The sequence below is a fragment of the Actinoplanes sp. NPDC048988 genome (assembly GCF_043197815.1).
GTDB lineage: Bacteria > Actinomycetota > Actinomycetes > Mycobacteriales > Micromonosporaceae > Actinoplanes.
On the sequence record NZ_JBICTW010000006.1, the window covers coordinates 112,201 to 131,781 of the forward strand.

Annotated in this window: 18 protein-coding genes; 13 read left to right on the forward strand and 5 right to left on the reverse strand. The window is 71.6% G+C overall.

Translation table 11 applies throughout. From position 1 onward, the window contains the following. Nucleotides 1-98 precede the first annotated feature (98 nt). The 6 genes from ACGFJ7_RS21200 (at nt 99) to ACGFJ7_RS21225 (ending at nt 4,702) form a co-directional block, all read left to right on the forward strand. Nucleotides 99-1,085, forward strand: coding sequence for a LuxR C-terminal-related transcriptional regulator (locus tag ACGFJ7_RS21200; protein WP_360256125.1), 987 nt, complete (start codon nt 99-101; stop codon nt 1,083-1,085). Next, complete coding sequence (locus tag ACGFJ7_RS21205; protein WP_392643294.1) at nt 1,082-1,606, forward strand: hypothetical protein; 525 nt, start codon at nt 1,082-1,084, stop codon at nt 1,604-1,606. The genes ACGFJ7_RS21200 and ACGFJ7_RS21205 overlap by 4 nt, the downstream gene beginning before the upstream one ends. A gap of 50 nt (nt 1,607-1,656) precedes the next feature. Then, the gene (locus ACGFJ7_RS21210) at nt 1,657-2,772 is read left to right on the forward strand and encodes an AI-2E family transporter (protein ID WP_360256129.1); all 1,116 of its coding nucleotides are present in this window, start codon (nt 1,657-1,659) and stop codon (nt 2,770-2,772) included. A 108-nt stretch (nt 2,773-2,880) separates the two neighbouring features. After that, nucleotides 2,881-3,582, forward strand: a complete 702-nt coding sequence (locus tag ACGFJ7_RS21215) for a class I SAM-dependent methyltransferase (protein ID WP_392643296.1) — start codon at nt 2,881-2,883, stop codon at nt 3,580-3,582. Further along, nucleotides 3,579-3,905: a hypothetical protein gene (locus ACGFJ7_RS21220; RefSeq protein ID WP_360256135.1), complete on the forward strand. Its 327-nt coding sequence runs from the start codon at nt 3,579-3,581 to the stop codon at nt 3,903-3,905. Before ACGFJ7_RS21215 ends, ACGFJ7_RS21220 begins: the two co-directional genes overlap by 4 nt. Next, the gene (locus ACGFJ7_RS21225; protein WP_392643298.1) at nt 3,905-4,702 is read left to right on the forward strand and encodes a nitroreductase family protein; all 798 of its coding nucleotides are present in this window, start codon (nt 3,905-3,907) and stop codon (nt 4,700-4,702) included. Before ACGFJ7_RS21220 ends, ACGFJ7_RS21225 begins: the two co-directional genes overlap by 1 nt. Here ACGFJ7_RS21225 and ACGFJ7_RS21230 read toward each other — a convergent pair. Beyond that, complete coding sequence (locus ACGFJ7_RS21230) at nt 4,697-5,923, reverse strand: RNA polymerase sigma factor (RefSeq protein WP_392643300.1); 1,227 nt, start codon at nt 5,921-5,923, stop codon at nt 4,697-4,699. The genes ACGFJ7_RS21225 and ACGFJ7_RS21230 overlap by 6 nt on opposite strands. Further along, nucleotides 5,920-6,270: a YciI family protein gene (locus tag ACGFJ7_RS21235; RefSeq protein WP_392643302.1), complete on the reverse strand. Its 351-nt coding sequence runs from the start codon at nt 6,268-6,270 to the stop codon at nt 5,920-5,922. The genes ACGFJ7_RS21230 and ACGFJ7_RS21235 overlap by 4 nt, the downstream gene beginning before the upstream one ends. Before the next feature lie 135 nt (nt 6,271-6,405). Between ACGFJ7_RS21235 and ACGFJ7_RS21240 the strand changes: the two genes are divergently transcribed. The 6 genes from ACGFJ7_RS21240 to ACGFJ7_RS21265 all read left to right on the forward strand — a co-directional run bounded on the left by ACGFJ7_RS21240 (nt 6,406) and on the right by ACGFJ7_RS21265 (nt 12,187). Then, nucleotides 6,406-7,137, forward strand: coding sequence for a type II CAAX endopeptidase family protein (locus ACGFJ7_RS21240; RefSeq protein ID WP_360256144.1), 732 nt, complete (start codon nt 6,406-6,408; stop codon nt 7,135-7,137). A 110-nt stretch (nt 7,138-7,247) separates the two neighbouring features. Beyond that, a complete protein-coding gene (locus ACGFJ7_RS21245; RefSeq protein WP_360256146.1) occupies nt 7,248-7,709 on the forward strand; it encodes a DUF427 domain-containing protein in 462 nt (153 codons plus the stop codon). An 85-nt stretch (nt 7,710-7,794) separates the two neighbouring features. Then, a complete protein-coding gene (locus tag ACGFJ7_RS21250) occupies nt 7,795-10,119 on the forward strand; it encodes a glycoside hydrolase family 9 protein (RefSeq protein WP_392643304.1) in 2,325 nt (774 codons plus the stop codon). Between the two features lie 150 nt (nt 10,120-10,269). Further along, entirely contained in the window at nt 10,270-10,752 is a 483-nt protein-coding gene (locus tag ACGFJ7_RS21255; protein ID WP_360256150.1) for a peptidoglycan-binding domain-containing protein, read from the forward strand. 210 nt (nt 10,753-10,962) lie between these two features. After that, nucleotides 10,963-11,709 (forward strand): BTAD domain-containing putative transcriptional regulator, encoded by a 747-nt coding sequence (locus tag ACGFJ7_RS21260; protein WP_392643306.1) that lies wholly within the window; start codon nt 10,963-10,965, stop codon nt 11,707-11,709. 28 nt (nt 11,710-11,737) lie between these two features. Next, on the forward strand, nt 11,738-12,187 hold the full coding sequence (locus tag ACGFJ7_RS21265; protein ID WP_360256155.1) for a hypothetical protein: 450 nt from the start codon (nt 11,738-11,740) through the stop codon (nt 12,185-12,187). A gap of 70 nt (nt 12,188-12,257) precedes the next feature. Here ACGFJ7_RS21265 and ACGFJ7_RS21270 read toward each other — a convergent pair whose 3' ends face one another. Continuing rightward, nucleotides 12,258-15,119, reverse strand: coding sequence for a M4 family metallopeptidase (locus ACGFJ7_RS21270; RefSeq protein ID WP_392643308.1), 2,862 nt, complete (start codon nt 15,117-15,119; stop codon nt 12,258-12,260). Nucleotides 15,120-15,297: 178 nt separating this feature from the next. Here ACGFJ7_RS21270 and ACGFJ7_RS21275 point away from each other — a divergent pair, with 178 nt between their 5' ends. After that, nucleotides 15,298-16,311 (forward strand): helix-turn-helix transcriptional regulator, encoded by a 1,014-nt coding sequence (locus tag ACGFJ7_RS21275; protein WP_360256160.1) that lies wholly within the window; start codon nt 15,298-15,300, stop codon nt 16,309-16,311. Here the strand turns inward: ACGFJ7_RS21275 and ACGFJ7_RS21280 are convergent. Together ACGFJ7_RS21280 and ACGFJ7_RS21285 are read right to left on the reverse strand one after the other, a co-directional pair. Continuing rightward, nucleotides 16,303-18,771: an FtsX-like permease family protein gene (locus ACGFJ7_RS21280; RefSeq protein ID WP_392643310.1), complete on the reverse strand. Its 2,469-nt coding sequence runs from the start codon at nt 18,769-18,771 to the stop codon at nt 16,303-16,305. The two genes, ACGFJ7_RS21275 and ACGFJ7_RS21280, sit on opposite strands and share 9 nt — an antisense overlap. Further along, nucleotides 18,768-19,538 (reverse strand): ABC transporter ATP-binding protein, encoded by a 771-nt coding sequence (locus ACGFJ7_RS21285; protein WP_392643312.1) that lies wholly within the window; start codon nt 19,536-19,538, stop codon nt 18,768-18,770. The genes ACGFJ7_RS21280 and ACGFJ7_RS21285 overlap by 4 nt, the downstream gene beginning before the upstream one ends. Nucleotides 19,539-19,581 lie beyond the last annotated feature (43 nt).

Sequence of the window (19,581 nt, forward strand, 5' to 3'; positions counted from 1 at the left end):
CAATCTGCGCCCGAGGGGTTTCCCTGCCGCCCGCGCCGGTGGTGTTCTGATCCCGCCGGTCGGTACGGGGGGACCGGCCTTCGCGGTGGGGGTGATCGATGCCGGTGGACACGGGGGCCATCCCGGCGCTCACGCGCTGGGGCCTGTCGGCCGACGCGGATCTGGTGTACCGGGCGCTCGCCGTGCTGGGGCCGGCCGATCGGCATCGGCTCAGCCGAGAACTCGGTCTGGCCCGGGCCCGGACGGCGTCCGCGCTGGACGAGCTCGTGGCCGCCGGGGCCACCACCGCGGCCGGCAACTCCTGGGCGGCCCGGGCGCCGGGCGAGGTCGTACGCCGGCTGAGTCACCGGCCGCCGGCGCCGCCGTCGGCGGCCGAGCGATGGCGGCACCACTTCGCCACAGTGGACGGCATCGCCGCGGCCGGCCCGTTCGAGGTGCCGTCCCGGCTGTGGCCGAACCGGGCGGTCACCCGCGACCGGGTGGCGAAACTCGCCGGACTCGAGCGCCACGAGCACCTGGCCGTCAACAACGAGCCGGTGATCAGCGCCGAGTCGCTGTCGGCCGCTCAGCCGGTCGAACGGCGGCTGGCCGCCCGCGGCGTACGGCTGCGGGTGATCGGACCGCCGCCGCCCTCGCCGGACGGTGGCACCGGGCCGGCGCCGCTCGGACCGTACCGGCAGATCGCGGCGCCGCCGCTCAAGCTGCTGGTCTTCGACCGCCGGGTGGCCCTGTTCCCGGCCGATCCGCTGAACCTGGAACGGGGCTATGTCGAGGTCACCGACGCCCGCTTCGTGACCGCTTTGTGCGACCTGTTCGAGCGGCTCTGGGGTCAGGGCCGCGATCCTTTTCGCCAGGAGATGATTCCGATCGAGCTGTCGCCGCGGGAGAGCGCGCTGGTCGGTCTGCTCGCCATGGGGCACACCGACCAGACGGCGGCCGAGGAGCTCGGACTGAGCCCTCGCACGGTGGCATACGCCCTGCGCGCCCTGATGGACCGCCTGGGTGTACAGAACCGTTTCCAACTGGCCCTGGTGCTCGGCGCGGCCGGCGCGGTGCGGCCTTACGACGAGAACGGACCAAAATGATCAAAAAGATACTTGCCTGTACGGCGGTGGCGACCGTCGCCGCTCTTCTCGGCCTGCCCGGCGTGGCGCAGGCGCTCAACTCCTGGCATCAGGCACCGTGCGCGACCGGCTCGTTCGGCGCGGTCACGGTCGACGCGCAGGGGCACTATCGGGTGCCGGCGCAGATCGCGCAGTGCGACGGCTACCAGCAGGGATACAGCTGGGCGGTGGCGCTGTTCCGGCCCGGCGACGCCAACCCGGCGATCCATTCCGACCAGCTCCAGCCGTACCCCCAGCCCGGCTCGACCGGCGTCACCATCGACTACCGCCCGCCGCCGGCGACTCCGGTCTTCGGGCTCTGCCTGATGCGGGTGTGGACGGCCCGGGTCGCCTGCCTTCGGGTCGACACCGCCGTGGACGGCACGGTGACCGGCACGCCGATCCCGGTCGGCGACAGCTTGATCAGCCGGCTGGTCCTCTTCGTCGAGTCCAACCCCGACCAGCCCTCGTACTGCGCGGTGTGCGTCTTCCCTGACCAGTAGCCAGGGGTGGGCGTCCGTTTGGTGTGACCCGCGCCGGGTATCGACGCACAGTGAGCGATACAGACATTCGATCCACCGCCCGGCGGACGATGGTCGTCATCGGGCTGGTGGTGGCGACCTTCCTCCTCTATCGCCTGGTTCAGGCGACCAGCCAAGTGCTGACCTGGATCGTGGTCGCCGTGTTCTTCGCGATCGCGCTGAACCCGGCCGTGACGTGGGTGCAGCGCCGGGCGGCGTTCGGCCGGCGCTGGCTGGCCACGCTGCTGGTCTTCCTCGTCGCCTTCCTCTTGATCGGCGCGCTGGTCACGCTGTTCGTCGTGCCCCTGGTGCGGGAGGGCAGCCAAGTGGTGGCCGACTTCCCGAAGATCGTCGAGGACGCCCGGGCCGGCCGTGGCCCGGTCGGTGGCCTCATCGTGCGGTTCAATCTGCTGGAGTACGCGCAGAATCACGCCGACCAGTTCCGGGAGTACGGGGGCCGTCTGGGTGCGCCCACCCTGGCCGCCCTCCGAGGCGCGGCGACCAGCGTGGCCGGCATCGTGACGGTCTTCGTGCTCGCCTACCTCATGGTGCTGGAAGCGCCGAAGGTCGTGACCGGCTTCCTCGCCCTGTTCGACGACCGGCGCGCCGAGCGGATCCGCCGCGTCGGCCACGACTGCGCCAAGACCATCACCGGCTACATCACCGGCAACCTGCTGATCAGCGTCATCTGCGGCGGCCTCACGTACGCGGTGCTCGCGATCATGGGGGTCCCGTACGCCGGTCTGATCGCGTTGTTCGTGGGTTTGGCCGACCTGATCCCGTTGGTCGGAGCCACGCTGGGCGCGGTCGTCGCCACCCTGGCCGCCTTCGTCCAGTCCATCACCGCCGGCATCGTGGTCATCGTCTTTTTCGTGCTCTATCAGCAGCTCGAGAACCACCTGCTCCAGCCGCTCATCTTCGCGCGGACGGTGCAGGTCAACCCGCTGACCGTCCTGATCGCCATTCTCATAGCGGTCGAGCTGGCCGGCATCCTGGGCGCGCTGCTGGCCATCCCGGTCGCCGGCATCATCCAGATCATCGCCCGCGATCTCTGGGACGCTCGCCGTGGCCGGCCGAAGACCGAGCCGACCGTCGGCGAGAACCAGGTACCGGTCGACGCCCCGGGCCGCAACGAACAGACGGCCTAGCGGGGCCGCGCGGCCGGACAAATGAAGAAAGCTCACCTGGACGCGTCTGTCGGCCGAGAACGGGGTATCAACTCCCTCCGAAAGATCGGAAGGGATGAGGATGGCGGCATGACAGGGGCGGGGCTGGCCCGGCGGAACACCGAGGTACGGGAGCTGATGGACGACCCCGGCTGCGACCTCGACCGGCTGGAACGCACCTACCGTCAGTTCACCACCATCAATCGGCTGGTGTCCGGCTGGCGGCGGGTCTACCTGCGCCGGATCCGGCCGCGGCTGGACCCGCGCCGGCCCACCACGCTGCTGGACATCGGGTTCGGCGGCGGGGACATCGCTCGCGCGCTGGCGACGTGGGCCCGGCGCGACGGGTTGGCGCTGCGGACGACGGCCATCGACCCGGACGAGCGTGCTCTGCGTCATGTGCGGCGGCGGCCCGACGCCGGTGTCCGCTTCGAGCGGGCGTCGAGTGCGGATCTGGTCGCCCGGGGCGATCATTACGACGTGGTGATCTCCAACCATCTGCTGCACCATCTCGGCACCGCCGAGCTGACCGCTCTGCTGGCGGACAGCGAGACGCTGACCCGCGACCTCGTCGTCCACAACGACCTTTCCCGAGGGCGGCTCGGGTACGGCCTGTACGCGGCCGCCACGCTGCCCCTGGCCCGCGGCTCCTTCGTGCACCAGGACGGCCTGCTGTCCATCCGCCGCAGCTACCGGCGCGCGGAGCTGCGGGAACTCGTACCGCCCGGATGGCAGGTCACCCCGATGGTCCCGCAGCGACTGCTGCTCACGTACGAGAAAGCCGGCCGATGACCCGGACCCTGGTCACCGCGGCCGCCGCGAGTTACGCGGCCAACGCCGCGTTCGGTGCGGCCGTCGCGGCCAAGGTGATCGACAACCGGCGCCTGCGCTGGGTCCACCACGGCCTGTTCGTGGCGACGTCCTCGCTGACCGCCCTCGCCCTGGCCGCCGCCGCGGTCGAGCGCCGCCCGGCCGGTCTCGCGCTGCTCCCGGCCGTCGGGCCGCTGTCGGCGCTGCCGTACGCCGGCGCGGGCATCCGCCGGCATGCCACCCTCGCCGCCTCGGCGGCTCCCGCCTTCGCCGCCGCTGTCGTTCTCGCCTGGAGGAGTCGCTGATGGAGTTTCTCGATGCGGTGCGCCGTCGCCGGACGACCAACGGCCCGTTCCTGCCCGACCCGGTGTCCGAGGAGCACCAGCGGCTGCTCATGGAGGTCGCCGGGCGAGCCCCGTCGCAGCTGAACAGTCAGCCCTGGCGGTTCGTCATCGTGGAGGAACGCTCCACCATCGACGCCATCGCCCGGATCAGCGGTGAGAGCATGACCGAGGCGATGTCCAACGGCACGTTCTTCGAACGCTACAAACCGTACTTCCGATTCAGCAAGCAGGAGATGGAACGCCGGCGCGACGGGATGCTGTTCGACAAGCTGCCGGCGCCGCTGCGCCCGTTCACGAGCCAGGTCTTCACCGCTCGCGGGCAGAAGCTGATGAACGCCATGCGGGTGCCGCAGACGCTGGGCGAGGAGAACCGCAAGCTCGTGGCCGGCTCGCCGCTGCTGCTCGGCGTGATGCTCGACCGGTCGGAGTACCGGCCGGGGGAGCTGTCCTCGTTCTACTCGGTGTTCAGCATGGGCGCGGCGATGGAGAACCTCTGGCTCGCGACCGTCGAGCTCGGCATGGGCATCCAGTTCGTCTCCTTCCCGATGGAGGTTCCGGGGCGCTGGGACGAGATCGTCCGCCTGCTCGAGGTGCCCGGCGACCTCGAGTTGATGGCCGTCTACCGGCTCGGCTACCTGCCACCCGAGCAGCGGCGCCCGGCGATCGACTGGACCAGCGAGCAGCGCCGCCTGCCGTCCCAGTACGTCTTCCGCGGCACCTGCGCCACGCCGCAGCAGGGATGGGACACCCGGTCATGACTGCTCCCAGAGGGCGATGCGGCGCTCCCGGTACCGGCGCTCGGCCGCGTTGACGTCCGGGGTGAGCGCGCGCCGCATGCCGTCGGCCGCTTCGGTGAGGTGGCCGTCGCGGGCCAGCAGTTCGGCCCGGACAGCTTGCCAGCGATGCGTGACCGGACCCCGCGGCATCGCGTCGAGGGCACTCAGCCCGGCCGCCGGGCCGTGGGCCTCGGCCACCGCGACAGCCCGGGCGAGCCGGGCGGCGTCGTCCGGGCGTACCGACAGCAGCAGGTCGTAGAGCCGCACGATCTCCGCCCAGTCGGTGTCCCGGTAATCGGCGGCGCGGGCGTGCTCGGCGGCGATCGCCGCCTGCAGTTGGTAGGGGTCGGCCACGCCGCCGGAGCGGCGCAGCGAACGATCCAGCAGCCGCAGGCCCTCGGCGATCAGCCCGCGGTCCCACCGGGTCCGGTCCTGCTCGGCCAGGATCACCGGGTCGCCGTGCTCGTCCAGGCGCGCCGGCGTGCGGGCCTCGGTGAGCAGGATCAGCGCCAGTACGGCCGCCGGCATCACCTCGTCCGGCATGGCGGCCTGCACGAGCCGGGCCAGCCGGACCGCCTCCCGGGTCGCCCCGGGGTCGCGGACCGTGTCGCCACCGAGCCGGCTGTGGGCCGCCGTGTACGAGGCGTGGATGACCGCGCACACCGCGGCCAGGCGCTGGGGCAGTTCCTCGTCGGAGGGGACGCGGTACGGGATACGCGCCCGCGCGATCTTGCCCCGCGTGCGGGTGAGCCGTTTGGCGACGGCCGACTCGGTGGTGAGCAGCACCGCGGCGATCTGGGGCAGGTCCAGGCCGCACAGCACCCGCAGGGTGAGCGTCACCTGGGCCGGGAGCGAGAGCGCGGGATGGCAGCAGGTGAAGATCAGGCGCAGTTGGTCGTCGCGGACCACGGTGTCCGGCAGATCGCCGGGCAGGATCAGCTCCATGCCGGCCCGCTCCTTTCCGGCCCGGGCGCTCTCGCGGCGGATCCGGTCGATCGCCGCCCGCCGGGCGGTCACGATCAGCCAGGCCCGGGGACTCTCCGGTACGCCGGTGCGCGGCCACTCACGCAACGCGCGGACGGCGGCCTCCTGCATCGCGTCCTCGGCGGACTGCAGATCACCGAGCGTGCGGGCCAGGGTCGCGACGATGCGCGTCCCCTCGGCCCGCACGATCTCGGCGAGCGCGTGGTGCGGTTCGCTCATCCGCCCAGCTCGATGACGGGCCGGACCTCGACCGCGCCGTTCCACGCGGCCGGGATCTCGGCCGCGACGCGCACGGCCTCGTCCAGGTCGGCCGCCTCGATCAGGTAGAACCCGGTCAGCGCCTCCTTGGTCTCCGCGTACGGGCCGTCGGCGGTCACCACATCGCCGCCGCGGGCGCCGACGACCCGTACGGTGGTCGCCGTGCTGGTCGGGTAGAGCGGCGCGCCGCCGCGGATGACGTCCCGGTGCTCGGCGCCGAACCGGCTGTACTCCCGCATCGCCTCCGCGTGCTCCGGGTCCGACCAGTCGACGTCGGCGGTGTAGGTCAGTGCGACGTACTGGGCCATGGTGTTCTCCTCCATCGCAGCCCCGCCTCTGCCGGGGGCTCTCAGCACAAGGACGATCGGGACCGGCCCGTACGGGACACCGCCCGCAAAAAATGTAGACCGTTCCCGAGCGGCGTCATCGGGTAGGAAACGGCGGTGACCAAAACTGCGGACCCGATGAGCCGGCTGATCCGAGCCGGGCGGGCGGTTGTGGCCGCGCTGGCTGAACCGGTCGAGCGCGACCACCGGCAGAGCGACAGCGAGTTTCGGCGGCGCCGGGTCGTCGCGGCGGTCACCCTCGCCGTCGGCGCGACCCTGCTCGGTCTCTCGCTTTCGGTGCGGCCCGGTGACGCGGTCTTCTACCCACTCACCGTCCTGGTGGCCGCCGTCTGGATCATCGGCGCCCTGTTGTCCGGGCCGCTGCACCTGGGATCAGCGCCGCGGCGAGGCCGACGGCGGCGCCCGGTCGTCGTGCCCGTCGTCACCGGCCTGGTCATCGCGGCCGTCTTCATTGCCGGCGCGCTCGCCGTTCGGGAGATCCCGGCCCTGCGGGACTTGGTCAACGACGTGCTCGCCCACGCCCGCTACGGCGAAGCGGCCCTCATCGCAGCCGTCACCGTGCTCAACGGGATCGCCGAGGAGATCTTCTTCCGCGGCGCCCTGTTCGCCGCCATCGGGCGGCGGCATCCGGTCGCGATCTCCACCGTCGTGTACGCCGCCGCGACCGTGGCCACCGGCAACGCGATGCTGGTCTTCGCCGCCGCGCTTCTCGGTCTCGTCCTCGGGATCCAGCGCCGGGTCACCGGCGGGGTCCTGGCCCCGATCCTGACCCACATCACCTGGTCCACCACCATGCTGTTCGCTTTGCCGGCTTTGATCCACCAGTGAGTGGGCCGGACGGCCAGCGCCGGGGCTCGAGGACTATCCGGAGATCCGCGGGTGAGGACCGGTGCATCCGTAGGCCGGTCGCCCGGCGAAGTACTCAGGGAGGTGAGCTGATGGAATCGGTCTGGGATTATCCCCGGCCGCCGCGCCTCGAGCGCACTGCCGCTCGTGTGTCGGTGGTCCACGCGGGGCAGGTGATCGCCGACAGTGTCCGCTGCTGGCGGGTGCTGGAGACCTCGCATCCGCCGGTCTTCTACGTGCCCCGCGACGACATCGCGACCGGGGTGCTGGCGCCGGCCGCCGGGAGTTCGTACTGCGAGTTCAAGGGCGACGCGACCTACTGGGATCTGATCGCCGGTGACGTCCGGGTGCCCCGGGCCGGCTGGTCCTACGAGCAGCCGACACCGGCGTACGTGGAGATGGCCGGGGCCGTGGCCTTCTATCCCAGCCGGGTCGGCGAATGCCGGGTCGACGGCGAGCTCGTCCGGCCGCAGGAGGGTGACTTCTACGGCGGCTGGATCACCTCCGGCATTGTCGGCCCCTTCAAGGGTGGTCCCGGCACGATGGGCTGGTAATCGTCACCGTCTTCACAGATGGGAAACGCGCCCGTACGATGTGGGAGCGCTCCCATTGAAGAGTGTCGATAACGAGGTGGATCTCATGCGGTCGAACCCCTGGTACCGGCGCGCCGCCGTGGCGGCCCTGTCCCTCACCCTCACGGCCGCGGCGTTCGTCGTCGGACACGGTGCAGACCCGGCCGCGGCGGCTCCCGCGTTCAGCTACGGCGAGGCGCTGCAGAAGTCGATGTTCTTCTACCAGGCCCAGATCGCGGGCAAGAAGCCCGCGTGGAGCCAGGTGTCGTGGCGCGGCGACGCGGCCATGAAGGACGGCTCCGATGTGGGGCTCGACCTCACCGGCGGCTGGTTCGACGCCGGCGACCACGTCAAGTTCGGCTTCCCCATGGCGTTCACCACCACGATGCTGGCCTGGGGCGCGGTCGAGAACCGCGACGCGTACGCGGCCTCGGGCCAGCTCGGCACCTTCCTCGACAACCTGCGGGTGCCCAACGACTACTTCATCAAGGCGCACCCCGCGCCCAACGTGCTCTACGGGCAGGTGGGCAAGGGCGACGACGACCACAAATGGTGGGGCCCGGCCGAGGTGATGCCGATGGCGCGCCCCGCGTACAAGATCGATGCCAGCTGTGGCGGGGCGGACCTCGCCGGTGAGACGGCGGCCGCGATGGCGGCGAGCTCGATGGTGTTCCGGCCCACCGACGCGGCGTACGCCGACAAGCTGCTCACCCACGCCCGGCAGCTCTACACCTTCGCCGACACGGTCCGTAAGGCGTACAGCGACTGCATCACCGACGCCGCCGCCTTCTACAAGTCGTGGAGCGGATATCAGGACGAGCTCGTGTGGGGCGCGATCTGGCTGTACCGGGCGACCGGCGACGCCGCCTACCTGGCCAAGGCGGAGAGTGAGTACGACGCCCTCGGCACCGAGCCGCAGAGCACCACACGCTCGTACAAGTGGACTCTGGCCTGGGACAACAAGCAATTCGGGGCGTACGTGCTGCTGGCCAACCTGACCGGCAAGCAGAAGTACGCCGACGACGCCAACCGCTGGCTCGACTGGTGGACCGTCGGGGTCAACGGCGACAAGGTGCGCTACTCGCCGGGCGGGGAGGCCGTGCTCGACAGTTGGGGATCGCTGCGGTACGCGGCCAATACGGCGTTCGCCGCGCTGGTCTACAGCGACCGGCTCACCGACCCGGTCCGCAAGGCCCGCTACCACGACTTCGCGGTCCGGCAGATCAACTACGCGCTCGGTGACAACCCGCGCGGGTCCAGCTACCTGATCGGCTTCGGCGCCAACTCGCCGCAGAACCCGCACCACCGTACGGCCCACGGATCCTGGTGGGACAACAGCAGCACCCCGGCTGACACCCGGCACGTGCTGTACGGGGCCCTGGTCGGTGGCCCGTCCTCGCCCAATGACGCCTACCAGGACGTCCGCACCGACTACGTGATGAACGAGGTGGCCGTCGACTACAACGCCGGCTTCACCTCGGCCGTGGCCCGGCTCTACGGCGAGTACGGCGGCGCGCCCGCGGCCGGCTTCCCGGTGGCCGAGAAGCCGGACCTGGACGAGGTCACTGTGGAGACCACGGTGATGCAGAACGAGCCCCGCGCCACGGGCCTCAAGGTGATGATCTACAACAAGTCGGCCTTCCCGGCCCGGGCGCTGACCCAGTCCTCGTACCGGTACTACTTCCGCCGGGAAGGGACCGCGGCCCCGCAGGTCACACCGGGTTACACGCAGGGCTGTCCGGCGCCGGCCACCGCGAAGCAGTACTCGGGCGACATCTGGTACGTCGAGGTGAACTGCGCCGGGTACACGATCGCGCCGGCGGGCCAGTCGGCGTACCGCATGGAGGTGCAGTTCAAGATCGGCGTGCCCGAGGGCGGAACCTGGGACCCGGCGAACGATCCGTCCTACCTGCCGGGCACCGCGGTGAACCCCAAGGTTCCGCTGTACGAGGCGGGCACCCGCATCTGGGGCCAGGAACCCGACGGGACGACGCCCACCACCCCGTCGCCGTCGCCGTCGCCGTCACCGTCACCGTCGCCGTCGCCCACGCCGTCGCCCACCGGTACGCCGGGCGCGGGCTGCCGGGTGGCGTACAGCACCGACGACTGGGGCTCCGGCTTCAGCGGCGCGGTGGCCGTCACCAACACCGGCGCGTCGGCCTGGACGGGCTGGACCCTGGTCTTCGACTTCCCCGGCAACCAGAAGGTCTCCCAGGGATGGTCCGGCCAGTGGAGTCAGAGCGGCGCCCGCGTCACCGTGACCAACCAGTCCTGGAACGGCTCCGTGGCCCCCGGCGCGACGGTCACCATGGGCTTCAACGGCTCGTACAGCGGCAGCAACCCGAAACCGGCCTCCTTCCTGGTCAACGGAGGCGCCTGCACGGTGGCCTGATCGACAGGCCGCGTACCGGTCGTGTACCGGTCGCTGGTCGGCGGGGCGGCCGGAAGGTGGTCGCTGCGGTGGGACGGGGTGTACGGAGGGGTCGGCCAGGCTCGAGGTTGTGGCGGCCGGTGGTCGGCCGCCCGGACCTGGAGGAACCACATGCGCAAGATTCTTACGTCTCTGGTGGTCGGTGCGGCTGGACTGGGACTGGCCGTGGCGCCCGCGGCCGCGGCGTCGGCGAGTGGGCCGGCGTCGCTGGCGCTTCCCTATCCGATCTGCAACAGCGTTGTGGTGAATTACCAGAGCGGGTATCCCGTTCCGGTTCCGGCGTACGGCACCAACCAGACCTGTTACATGCAGCAGAACGACGGAAAGGTGGACACCTCCAGCCTGAGGACCATGCAGACGGCGATCAACATCTGTTACATCCAGAAGGGCCGGCTTTCCCGGTTCGGGATCACCACCCCGCTGAGTCTTGCCTCCCCGGACCGGTACGGGCCGAAGACGTACGCGGCGGTCAAGGCCGTGCAGCAGTGGCACGGCGGCATCTCGGCTGACGGCGGCTGGGGGCCGGAGACGCGAAGGACGATGCAGTGGCCGGACAACGACACGCTCACCTGCCGTAACGTGCCGTTGCCCTGATTCGCCGACACGAGGCCGCCCCACATGTGTGGGGCGGCCTTGTGTCGGGTTCGCGCACCAGAAACCCCGAACCGTGATAAATGCCGGTCTATGGGTCACCCCGCACGGAATCCGTGGCTATCGTGGGGGCCATCGCAACACCGGTGAACGGGGGTTCTGGTGGACGTGATGTTGTTCGGCCGTGTGTCCGTTGAGGTCAGGGCTCGTACCGTGGACCTCGGACCGCCCGCCCAGCGGGCCCTTTTCGGGCTTCTCGCCCTTTACGCCCCGGCCGCGGCGCCGTACGAGTCGATCGTGGCTACGCTGTGGCCGGATGATCCGCCGCGTTCGGCGCGGGCCACCGTGCAGAAATACGTGCAGCGCCTGCGGGCGGCGCTCGGGCCCGAGTGCCCGCCCCGGCAGCGTGGGCACGTGCTGCGGACCTGCGGCGACACGTACGCGCTGTCGATCGGGCGGGAACAGGTGGACGTCTCGCGGTTCCGCGCGCGGTTCGCCCATGTGGCGGCCCTGCGGGGGGCGCGCGACCCGGAGTACGAGGCCGCGCTCGCCGATGTGATCGACTACGCGGACGAGCCGGTGGCACTGGACGTGCCGCTGCTGGGCGAGTCGCCGCGGGTGCTCGCGGTCAAGGCCGAGCAGGCCAAGCTCGTCGACTGGTACGCCGACCTGCGGATCGCCGCCGGGCGGGCGGACGAGGTGGTCGGGCTGGTCCGCGAGCAGGCGGCGCTGCGGCCGCTGGACGAGGACTCGCAGGCCCGGCTCATCGCCGTGTACCGGCAGATCGGCTGCCGGTCGGCCGCCGTCGACGTGTACCTGAGCGCACGCCGTCAGCTTTCCGACATCCTCGGGCTCGATCCGGGACCCGAGCTCGAGGACGCCTACCGGAGCCTGCTGGCCCCCATGCGCGCGGGGGCGATGAATGGCGACCACGCTCGTGCGAGCGTGCGGTCCGCTTAAGATCTTGGCTGTGAGGAGAGAGCGAGCAGTGGCGACCACGCTGCTGTTGGCGCTCCTCACGGCCTGCGGGAACGATTCGCCCAGCCGGCCGGCGGGAGAAATCGTCACGTTCTCGTGCTGCGCCGAAGATGATGTCGACAGGCCTTATCGGCCCGGCGACACACTGACCCTTCATTGGACGGCGCAGACTCAGGAAGGGACGCCGGACGACTCTCCGGTGGAGCTGAATGTGCGGGTGGTCGGACCTTTCGGCAGCGTCACCGAGTTGAAAAGCTCGCCCAGCGGTTCACCGTCGTCCGTCACCTTCGACGCCCCGCCGGTCCGGCCTTCCGGCTCGTCCGCGGCGAAACCCGTCAGCAAGGTTGTCATCCCGGCTGATGCCGGGCCGGGTTACTACAACGTGAGCTACTCCGAAAAGCGGGGCGGAACCGTCGTCGGCGGCGCAAGCATCATTCGCGTCGTCGCGGCCACTGGGTGACCATGCCGAGGCCGGCGGCGCACCAGAGGCTCCGGTGCGCCACCGGCTGTTGCGGCTTTCCCGCGGTGCGCTACTTACAGGACTTGGCTCCCGTAGCGTGGGCCAGGCCGAAGCCGGAGGCCGCGGAGTCCATGTAGACGACCTCACGGCCCTTGGCCGCCGTGGCGTACATCTGGGCGCCGGGGCTGCACGATGCCGGGCCGAGGGACTTGCCCTGGAACGTGTACTGCTTGAGTTTCGGGTTCAGCACGTTGTTCGGGTAGCCGCCGGTCTCGAGCCAGGCCTTCACCGGCGCCTCCTCGGTGACGGTGACGGTCGTGTCGGACAGCGCGACCGTGACGGCGCGGATCGCCTGCGGCGACGTCTCGTCGAACAGCAGGCGGCTGGTGCGGGTGGCGAAGTCGAAAAGGCGTACGGAATCGTAGTAGGCGCCCTGAGTCCATTCGCCGTCGACGATGGTGCCGTAGTCGCGGTCGGTCATCCAGGCGACGCCGGTGGCGGACAGGTCGGGGTAGCTCATCCGCTCGGCGCCGGTGTCGCCGCCCGCGTACGTCGTCCGCCCGGTCGCCACGTCGTGCACCTCGACGCCCAGTGACCAGTAGACGCCGTTGGCGTCGGGCTGCTCGAAGTTCTCGTAGCGCACGTAGGAGATCTTGCCGTTCCTGACGCTCGGCGCCGTCGCGCTTCCCCGCCAGTCCGGGTGGGCGAGGGTGTGCACGGTCTTGGAGCTGCCGCGCAGGTAGCGCACCACGTCGAGGTAGCCCTGGTCCGGGTCGTACTGGCTCCAGGCGACGATGTCGCCGTCGAAGCCCAGGCCGTCGACGCGGTACGGGGAGCTGTAGAGCTCCTTGACCGGGCCACCGCCGATCGGCGCCGACAGGATGCGGTTGGTCTCGTACGTCGGCGAGTCCAGGTTCACCACCGTCGACAGCCACACGACCCGCTTGCCGTCGGTGTGCGGGAAGTTGTTGACGCTGCCGTCGTCGGGGGAGATGCGGTACGGCGTGCCCTTGCCGTTCGTCCGGCCGACCCAGATCGATGTCGGCTCGGTGCGGTTCGCGTCCGAGCGCGGTACGGCGAACCAGCCACCGCCCACGCCCGCCCTCATGTCGGCGTACATGCCGGTGTTGAGCCGGTCGATCAGGACGTCGGTGCCCTTGCCGTACAGGTTCTTCTTCCACTTCGCGGTGATCCCGCGGGAGTCGAACGCCTTCTCCACCACCTTGAGGTCGTCCTTCTTCAAACGGAAGGACTTGGCGGAGGCGAGTACGGCGTCACGCGCGTCGACGAAGTCGGACATCGGCGTCAGGTAGTCGGTGAGGGCGCGGTAGACGACCTTGTCGGCGACCGTCTTGCCGAGCTTCTGGCGCAGGTCCCAGAGGGCGCCGGAGACGATCGTCGAGTTGAGGTGCACGCCGCCGTCGTCCATCGACGGTGTGTCGATGAGGTGCTGGAAGTCGGCCGTGGTGGCGCCGTCGTCGAGGTCGCGCAGGGCGCACTGGGCGGGGGCGAGCGTGCGGCAGAGGTCGCCGCCGAGCAGGCTGGCCCGCGGGTCGGACATCGAGGTGCCCGACGCGTCGACGTCGATCGCGTTGCCGAAGTAGTCGGCGATCGCCTCGTTGAGCGCGCCCGGCTGTCCGGCGTAGACGAGGCTCGCGGTGTGCTCGACCACGCCGTGCGTCATCTCGTGGCCCACGACGTCCGGGTCGGCGGCCAGCGGCAGGTACTCGGCGTCGCCGCTGCCGTACACCATGCGGGTGCCGTCCCAGTACGCGTTGACCCAGGGTGAGCCGCCGTACGTGATCCCGACGACCGAGTCGATCGGCATGCCCTTGTCGTCCAGGCTGTTACGCCCGAGCTTCGACTTGTACCAGTCGACCACCTTCGCGGCGTCCCAGGCGGCGTCCACGGCACCGGCCTCGGTCAGGTCGGCGCCCAGCGTGGCCGACGGTGAGGCGAACGGGGCCAGGCCCTCCGGCCACTGGTCGCCCATCAGGTCGTAGTAGTCGCGGCCCCGGGCGTCCCAGGTGGTGATCGGCACGGTCCGGGTCAGGTCCTTCATGAGGTACGACCCGTCGTCCGACCGCACGAGCGGAAGCGCCACGGTGGCGCCGTGCAGGGTGGTGCCCTGACCGGCGACGGACGCTGTCCCGGAAGCCGCCGCGCCCGGCGTCTTCGCGGACTGCGGTGTGGTGGCCACCTTCTGATCGGCCACGAAGGACTTGATCCGGCTGACGCTGAGCAGCGGTACGCCGTTCGTCGCGCCCACGTACACGTCGCGGAGCACGGGCCGGCCGTTGGCGGCGTCCCGGCCCTTGACCAGCACCCGCCGCGCGAGCACGCCGGTGCCGGTCGGCATGACGATGAGTCCCTGGTCGGTGCCGGTGAGGTCGGCCTTGGCGTCGCCGGCCACGACCGCCGCGCCCGGGTTCAGGCTCCGGCGTACCTCCTCGACCGCCCGCGAAATGGCGAGCGCCGTGGGGATCGGGGTGGCGGTCGTGTCGACGTCCAGGTTCGTGAAGTAGCTGCCCGAGGTTCCGGTGACCGTGCGCTTGCCGGCCGCCTTCTCCGTACGGACCACGTATTGCGCGCCGAACACCGGCAGGCCCTTGTACTTCTGGTTCAGCCGGACCGTCTCCCGCTCGCCCTCCGTCTCGACGCTCGCGGTGGTGAGCGTGCCGGCCGGATCGCCGATCTTGTAGCGGTCCTGGTGGCCGGCGAGGTGGGCCTTGGCCGCCTGGTCCGGTGCGGCGGTGGCGTCGACCGGGTCGGCCACGTCGTCCACGAGAGCGGGGGTGTCCGTGTCGGGCGCCACCGTGACGGGGATCGGCTCGTCGGCCGGGGGCGCCGCGTTCGCGGCCTGGGCGGTGGTTCCGAGGATGGTGGCCGCCGCCAGGACGGCGATCGCGGGTAGTGCCTTGGCTCTACGCAATTGGTGCTCCTGCGAAGTTGTCGGTCCGCTCACCTCACCCCGATGCCGGCGGCCGCCACAAGGACGATCTTGTGCAGTTGCGCAAACCCGCAGATCCACCCCGACGGCCTTCTTACACATCCGTAATCTCCGATTCATGGTGTCCTGAGATGATCACATCGGAGGGACGCACCAACGCATGGACGAAACGGACATACCCTGGTCGGCGACCGGTCTCGACCCGCTGGCCGGCCGGGTGCTGGAACACCTGATGGCCGTACGGTCGGCCGGCCGCGACGAGGTGGCGGCCGCGGCCGGGGTGTCACCGGCGGAGGCGGAACGAGCACTGCGGCTGCTGGTCGACGAGGCCCTGGCGTCGCGGATCGGCGGTGCGGTGCCACGGTGGGCGGCGGCGCCGCCCCGGCCGTCGCTCGGTGCCCTGCTGGCCCGGCGGCGGGCCGAGCTGGCCCTGGTCGAGGACGTCGTGGAACGGCTCGTCGAAGCGCACGACGCGGTGTCCGGGCCGCGCGCCACGGACATGGTGGAGGTGCTGAGGAGCCAGGACGACGTACCGGCGCGTTACCTCCAGTTGCTGACCGAGAGCTCCTTCGAGGTGCTGCACCTGGCGAAGCCGCCGTACGTGACGGGCGGGTCGGCCTCGGACGGCGCGGTCGCGGTGAAGCCGGGCCTGCGGATGCGATCGGTGTACGAGTCGGACGGTTTCACCGACGCGGTCTCCCTCATGACGGCGCTGCGCGGCACGGGCCGGGGCGGCACGCTGCGGCTGACCTCGCAGATCCCGGTGAAGCTGGTCATCTTCGACCGGACGGCCGCCCTGCTGCCGATCTGGGGCGACCGCCCGTCGTCGGGTTCGCTCGTGGTGCACTCGCCCACCCTGGTGACGGCGCTGGTGGCGCTGTTCGAGAGCGTGTGGGAGCGCGCCGAGCCGGTGTCCCTGACGAAGCGGCGCGAACTGTCCGACGGGACCTCGGGCCGGGACGCGCGGACCCGGGAGATCCTGCGGATGATGGCGGTCGGCATGAAGGACGAGACGATCGCCCGAGTCCTCGACATCAGCCGCCGCACGGTCCAGCAGCACATCAGCGACGTGGGCGTCCAGCTCGGCGCCCGAACCCGCTTCCAGATCGCCGTCCTGGCCGCCAAGCGGGGCTGGCTGAACGACCAGGACGACAGCACGCCGCCGCTACCCTGAGCGCCGGCGGCGCAGGACGGCTCGGGCCGGGAGAGTGACCGCGAGCAGGGCCAGACCGATGGCGGCGGCGGTGAAGGAGCCGTACGTCAGAAGCGGGATGTAGGGGGCCTCGCCGGTGGTGCCGCGCATCATCGGGAACAGGGTGGCCGCCGCGATCGCGGAACCGAGGATGACGCCCGCCAGGGAGACGAGCAGGCTTTCCCAGTGGAGCATGGTGAGGATCTGGCGGCGGGTGGAGCCGACCAGGTGCAGCATGCGCAGCTCCCGGCGGCGGTCGAGGACCGTCATGACCAGGGTGTTCACGGCGGCGATGGCGGCGAAACCACCCAGGACGGCGGCCATCGTGTTGGTGGTCCACGCGCCCAGTTCCGCGTCGGGGCTCGGCCGGCTGGCGTAGCCGGCGGCGCCGGTGACCGTGCCGAGGGCGGTCAGCGGTTCGGCCGGGCCGCCCCGCACCAGCAGGGCGTCGTCGAAGCCCGAGGTCACGTGCCCGGCCAGCGACGCCCGGTCCATCGTCACCGTGCCGAGCCCGAGACCGCGGCCGTACACCGCGATGATCTCGGGGCTGGCCCGGGTGCCGTCGGGAAGGTAGAGCGGGAGCCGGTCGCCGACGCCCCGGCCGGCCGCGGTGGCCAGTGTGGTGTCGATGGCGATCCGGTCGCCGCCGAGCGCGTCGAGGCTGCCCTCGCGGACGTCCAGGTCCTGCACCTCGGCGAGCTCGGCGCCGGAGCCGGTGATGCCCTGGACCGACGCCCCTCGCAACGACGTGAACTCGCCGGCGCCGATCGGCACCAGCACCTGGGTGTCGAGCACCGCCACAACGGCTTCCACACCGGGCGTACGGGCTGCCTCCGACCTCGCGTCCGCCGCGAGCCCGGCCGGGTTCGTGACGACGTGGTCGGCCGTGAGGCCCGCGCGCAGCTGCTTGCCGGCGGCATGGTTCTCGCTCGTGTGCATGAAGACGAGGGTCGAGGCGAAGGCCATGGCGAGCACGATCGGGGTGAAGGCCGAGGCGAGCCGGCGGGCGTTCGTACGGGAGTTGGCGGCGGCGAGTCCGGCCGCCGGGCCGCCGCCGCGCAGGGGCAGGCCGAACAGGCCGGCGGACAGCCGGGCCAGCAGCGGGCCGAGCAGGCCGACCGCCAGCATGAACAGCATGACCACGCCGAGCGCGGCGCCGGCCGCGTCGTCGCCGGCGGAGCGGGCCGAGACACCGGTGAGCGCGAGGCCGCCGGCGAGAGCGGCGAGACCGAGGACGGTGCGGGCGCCGCCCGGCCGCAGCCGTTCCGCCGACGCGTCGGCGAGCGCCTGGCCCGGCCTGGTCCGGGCTGGCCGGCGACCCGCCATCCAGCCGGCTCCTAGTGCCGTGAGCAGCCCGGCAGCGACCGCGATGAGCATGGGCATCGCCGAGATGTGCAGCTGCACCGCGGCCGGGACGGCGCCGCGGTCCCGCAACTGCTCGAACCACCACGTCGCGAGACCGAGGCCGGGCAGCAGGCCGGCGATCCCGGCCGGCGGTGCGATCAGCAACGCCTCGGCGGCGACCGCGCGGCGGATCTGCCGCGGGGTGGCCCCGACGGCGCGCAGCAGGGCGAACTCCCGGGCCCGCTGCGACACGGACAGGGCCACGGTGGCGGCGGCGGTGAAGACGGCCACGATGGCGGCGATGCCACCGAACGAGCCGCCGATGCCGAACAGGGTCTCCTTGGCGTAGCCGAGGCCGGGATCCTCCACGGCGCCGCGGTCGTCGCCCGCGTGCACCCGGACTCCGGAGCCGGCCAGCGCCGCGGTCACCGAAGCGGCCAGCTCGGCGGCATCGGTCCCCGGCGCGGGCAGCACGGCGATGGCGTCGGCGCGGCCGGGATGCCCGGCGAGCGTGGCCGCCTGGCCGTCGGCGAACCAGGCGAGCGGGCCGTCCGCGCCGGCGACGCCGGACACGCGGAACTCCCGCCGCCCGGAAGCGGTCTCGAGGGTGACGGTGTCGCCGACGGCGGCCGCGTTCCGGCCGAGCACGACCTCGCCGTCACCGGGGGCGGCGCCGGCCGTCACCGTGACGCCGGTGAACAGGTGGGAGCCCCATCCGTGTCCGGTGAGCACGCCGCCGGGCAGTGTCGCCGCCCGTACCGGAAAGGTGTAGTCCGCGACCGCCGCGGCCGCACCCGGCGCCGAGGCCGCCTTCGCCGCCAGCCCGGCGTCCAGCCGCGCGGTGTCCGGCAGCGGCACCGCTTCCCGCTCCTCGTCCTCACCGCTGCCGGTGACGACGTACTCGTACTGGTCGGCGGCCACGATGACCGGCGCGTTCGCGTAGCGGACCGGCGGCACCGACGCGCGCAGGCCGGTCTCCAGCAGGATGCCGCAGGCCGAGACGATCAGCGCGCACATCAGCAGGGCGAGGAAGGTGCCCGCGAACGACGCCGGCTTGAACCGGATGGCCGCGCGGGCGAGCCCGGTGGGACGCCTCATGCCGCCGCCCCCGCCGTCACACCCGAGCGAAAAGGTGCTGACATCCGCGCCGCGATCCGGGCCGGCGAACCACCCTCCAGACTGTCGGCGAACGCGCCGTCGGCGAGGAACAGCACCCGGTCGGCCCACGCGGCGGCGACCGGGTCGAGGGTCACCATGACGACGGTGGCGCCGAGGACGTCCACCGCGTTCCGGAGCAGGCCGAGGACTTCGGCGGCGGTGCCGGTGTCGAGGGCGCCGGTGGGCTCGTCCGCGAAGATCACGTCCGGATCGCCGATGAGAGCACGGGCGACGGCCACCCGCTGTTGCTGGCCGCCGGACAGCTCGCCGGGGCGGCGCCGCGCCTTGTCGGCGAGCCCGACCTTCCCCAGCACGTCGGCCGCCCGGCGGCGGTCCGGGCGCTGCCCGGCCAGGCGCGTGGGCAGCAGGACGTTCTGCTCCACCGTCAGCGACGGCAGCAGGTTGAACGCCTGGAAGACGAACCCGAGCCGGCGGCGGCGCAGTTCGGTCAGCTCGTTCTCGTTCATTCCGGTGATCTCCGTACCGCCCAGCCGCACCGAGCCCTCCGACGGCCGGTCGAGCCCCGCCGCGCACTGCAGGAAAGTGGACTTGCCCGATCCCGAGGGACCCATGACGGCCGTGAACGTGCCCCGCGACAGCGCCAGATCGATTCCCGCGAGCGCGGTCACCGCCCGTGGCCCCCGGCCGTATCGTCGCCGGACCCCGGTCAGCTCGACCGCGAGAGTGGTTTCACCAAGAGCGTTCATGTGGACAAGCGTGGAGAACCCACCACGCGCCCGTCGTCAGTCC

What these genes read in the sequence shown, in the direction of transcription:
- ACGFJ7_RS21200 (WP_360256125.1), top strand. Translation starts at nt 99, where the DNA reads ATGCCGGTGGACACGGGGGCCATCCCGGCGCTCACGCGCTGGGGCCTG.
- ACGFJ7_RS21205 (WP_392643294.1), top strand. Translation starts at nt 1,082, where the DNA reads ATGATCAAAAAGATACTTGCCTGTACGGCGGTGGCGACCGTCGCCGCT.
- ACGFJ7_RS21215 (WP_392643296.1), top strand. Translation starts at nt 2,881, where the DNA reads ATGACAGGGGCGGGGCTGGCCCGGCGGAACACCGAGGTACGGGAGCTG.
- ACGFJ7_RS21220 (WP_360256135.1), top strand. Translation starts at nt 3,579, where the DNA reads ATGACCCGGACCCTGGTCACCGCGGCCGCCGCGAGTTACGCGGCCAAC.
- ACGFJ7_RS21225 (WP_392643298.1), top strand. Translation starts at nt 3,905, where the DNA reads ATGGAGTTTCTCGATGCGGTGCGCCGTCGCCGGACGACCAACGGCCCG.
- ACGFJ7_RS21230 (WP_392643300.1), bottom strand. Translation starts at nt 5,923, where the DNA reads ATGAGCGAACCGCACCACGCGCTCGCCGAGATCGTGCGGGCCGAGGGG.
- ACGFJ7_RS21235 (WP_392643302.1), bottom strand. Translation starts at nt 6,270, where the DNA reads ATGGCCCAGTACGTCGCACTGACCTACACCGCCGACGTCGACTGGTCG.
- ACGFJ7_RS21245 (WP_360256146.1), top strand. Translation starts at nt 7,248, where the DNA reads ATGGAATCGGTCTGGGATTATCCCCGGCCGCCGCGCCTCGAGCGCACT.
- ACGFJ7_RS21250 (WP_392643304.1), top strand. Translation starts at nt 7,795, where the DNA reads ATGCGGTCGAACCCCTGGTACCGGCGCGCCGCCGTGGCGGCCCTGTCC.
- ACGFJ7_RS21255 (WP_360256150.1), top strand. Translation starts at nt 10,270, where the DNA reads ATGCGCAAGATTCTTACGTCTCTGGTGGTCGGTGCGGCTGGACTGGGA.
- ACGFJ7_RS21275 (WP_360256160.1), top strand. Translation starts at nt 15,298, where the DNA reads ATGGACGAAACGGACATACCCTGGTCGGCGACCGGTCTCGACCCGCTG.
- ACGFJ7_RS21280 (WP_392643310.1), bottom strand. Translation starts at nt 18,771, where the DNA reads ATGAGGCGTCCCACCGGGCTCGCCCGCGCGGCCATCCGGTTCAAGCCG.
- ACGFJ7_RS21285 (WP_392643312.1), bottom strand. Translation starts at nt 19,538, where the DNA reads ATGAACGCTCTTGGTGAAACCACTCTCGCGGTCGAGCTGACCGGGGTC.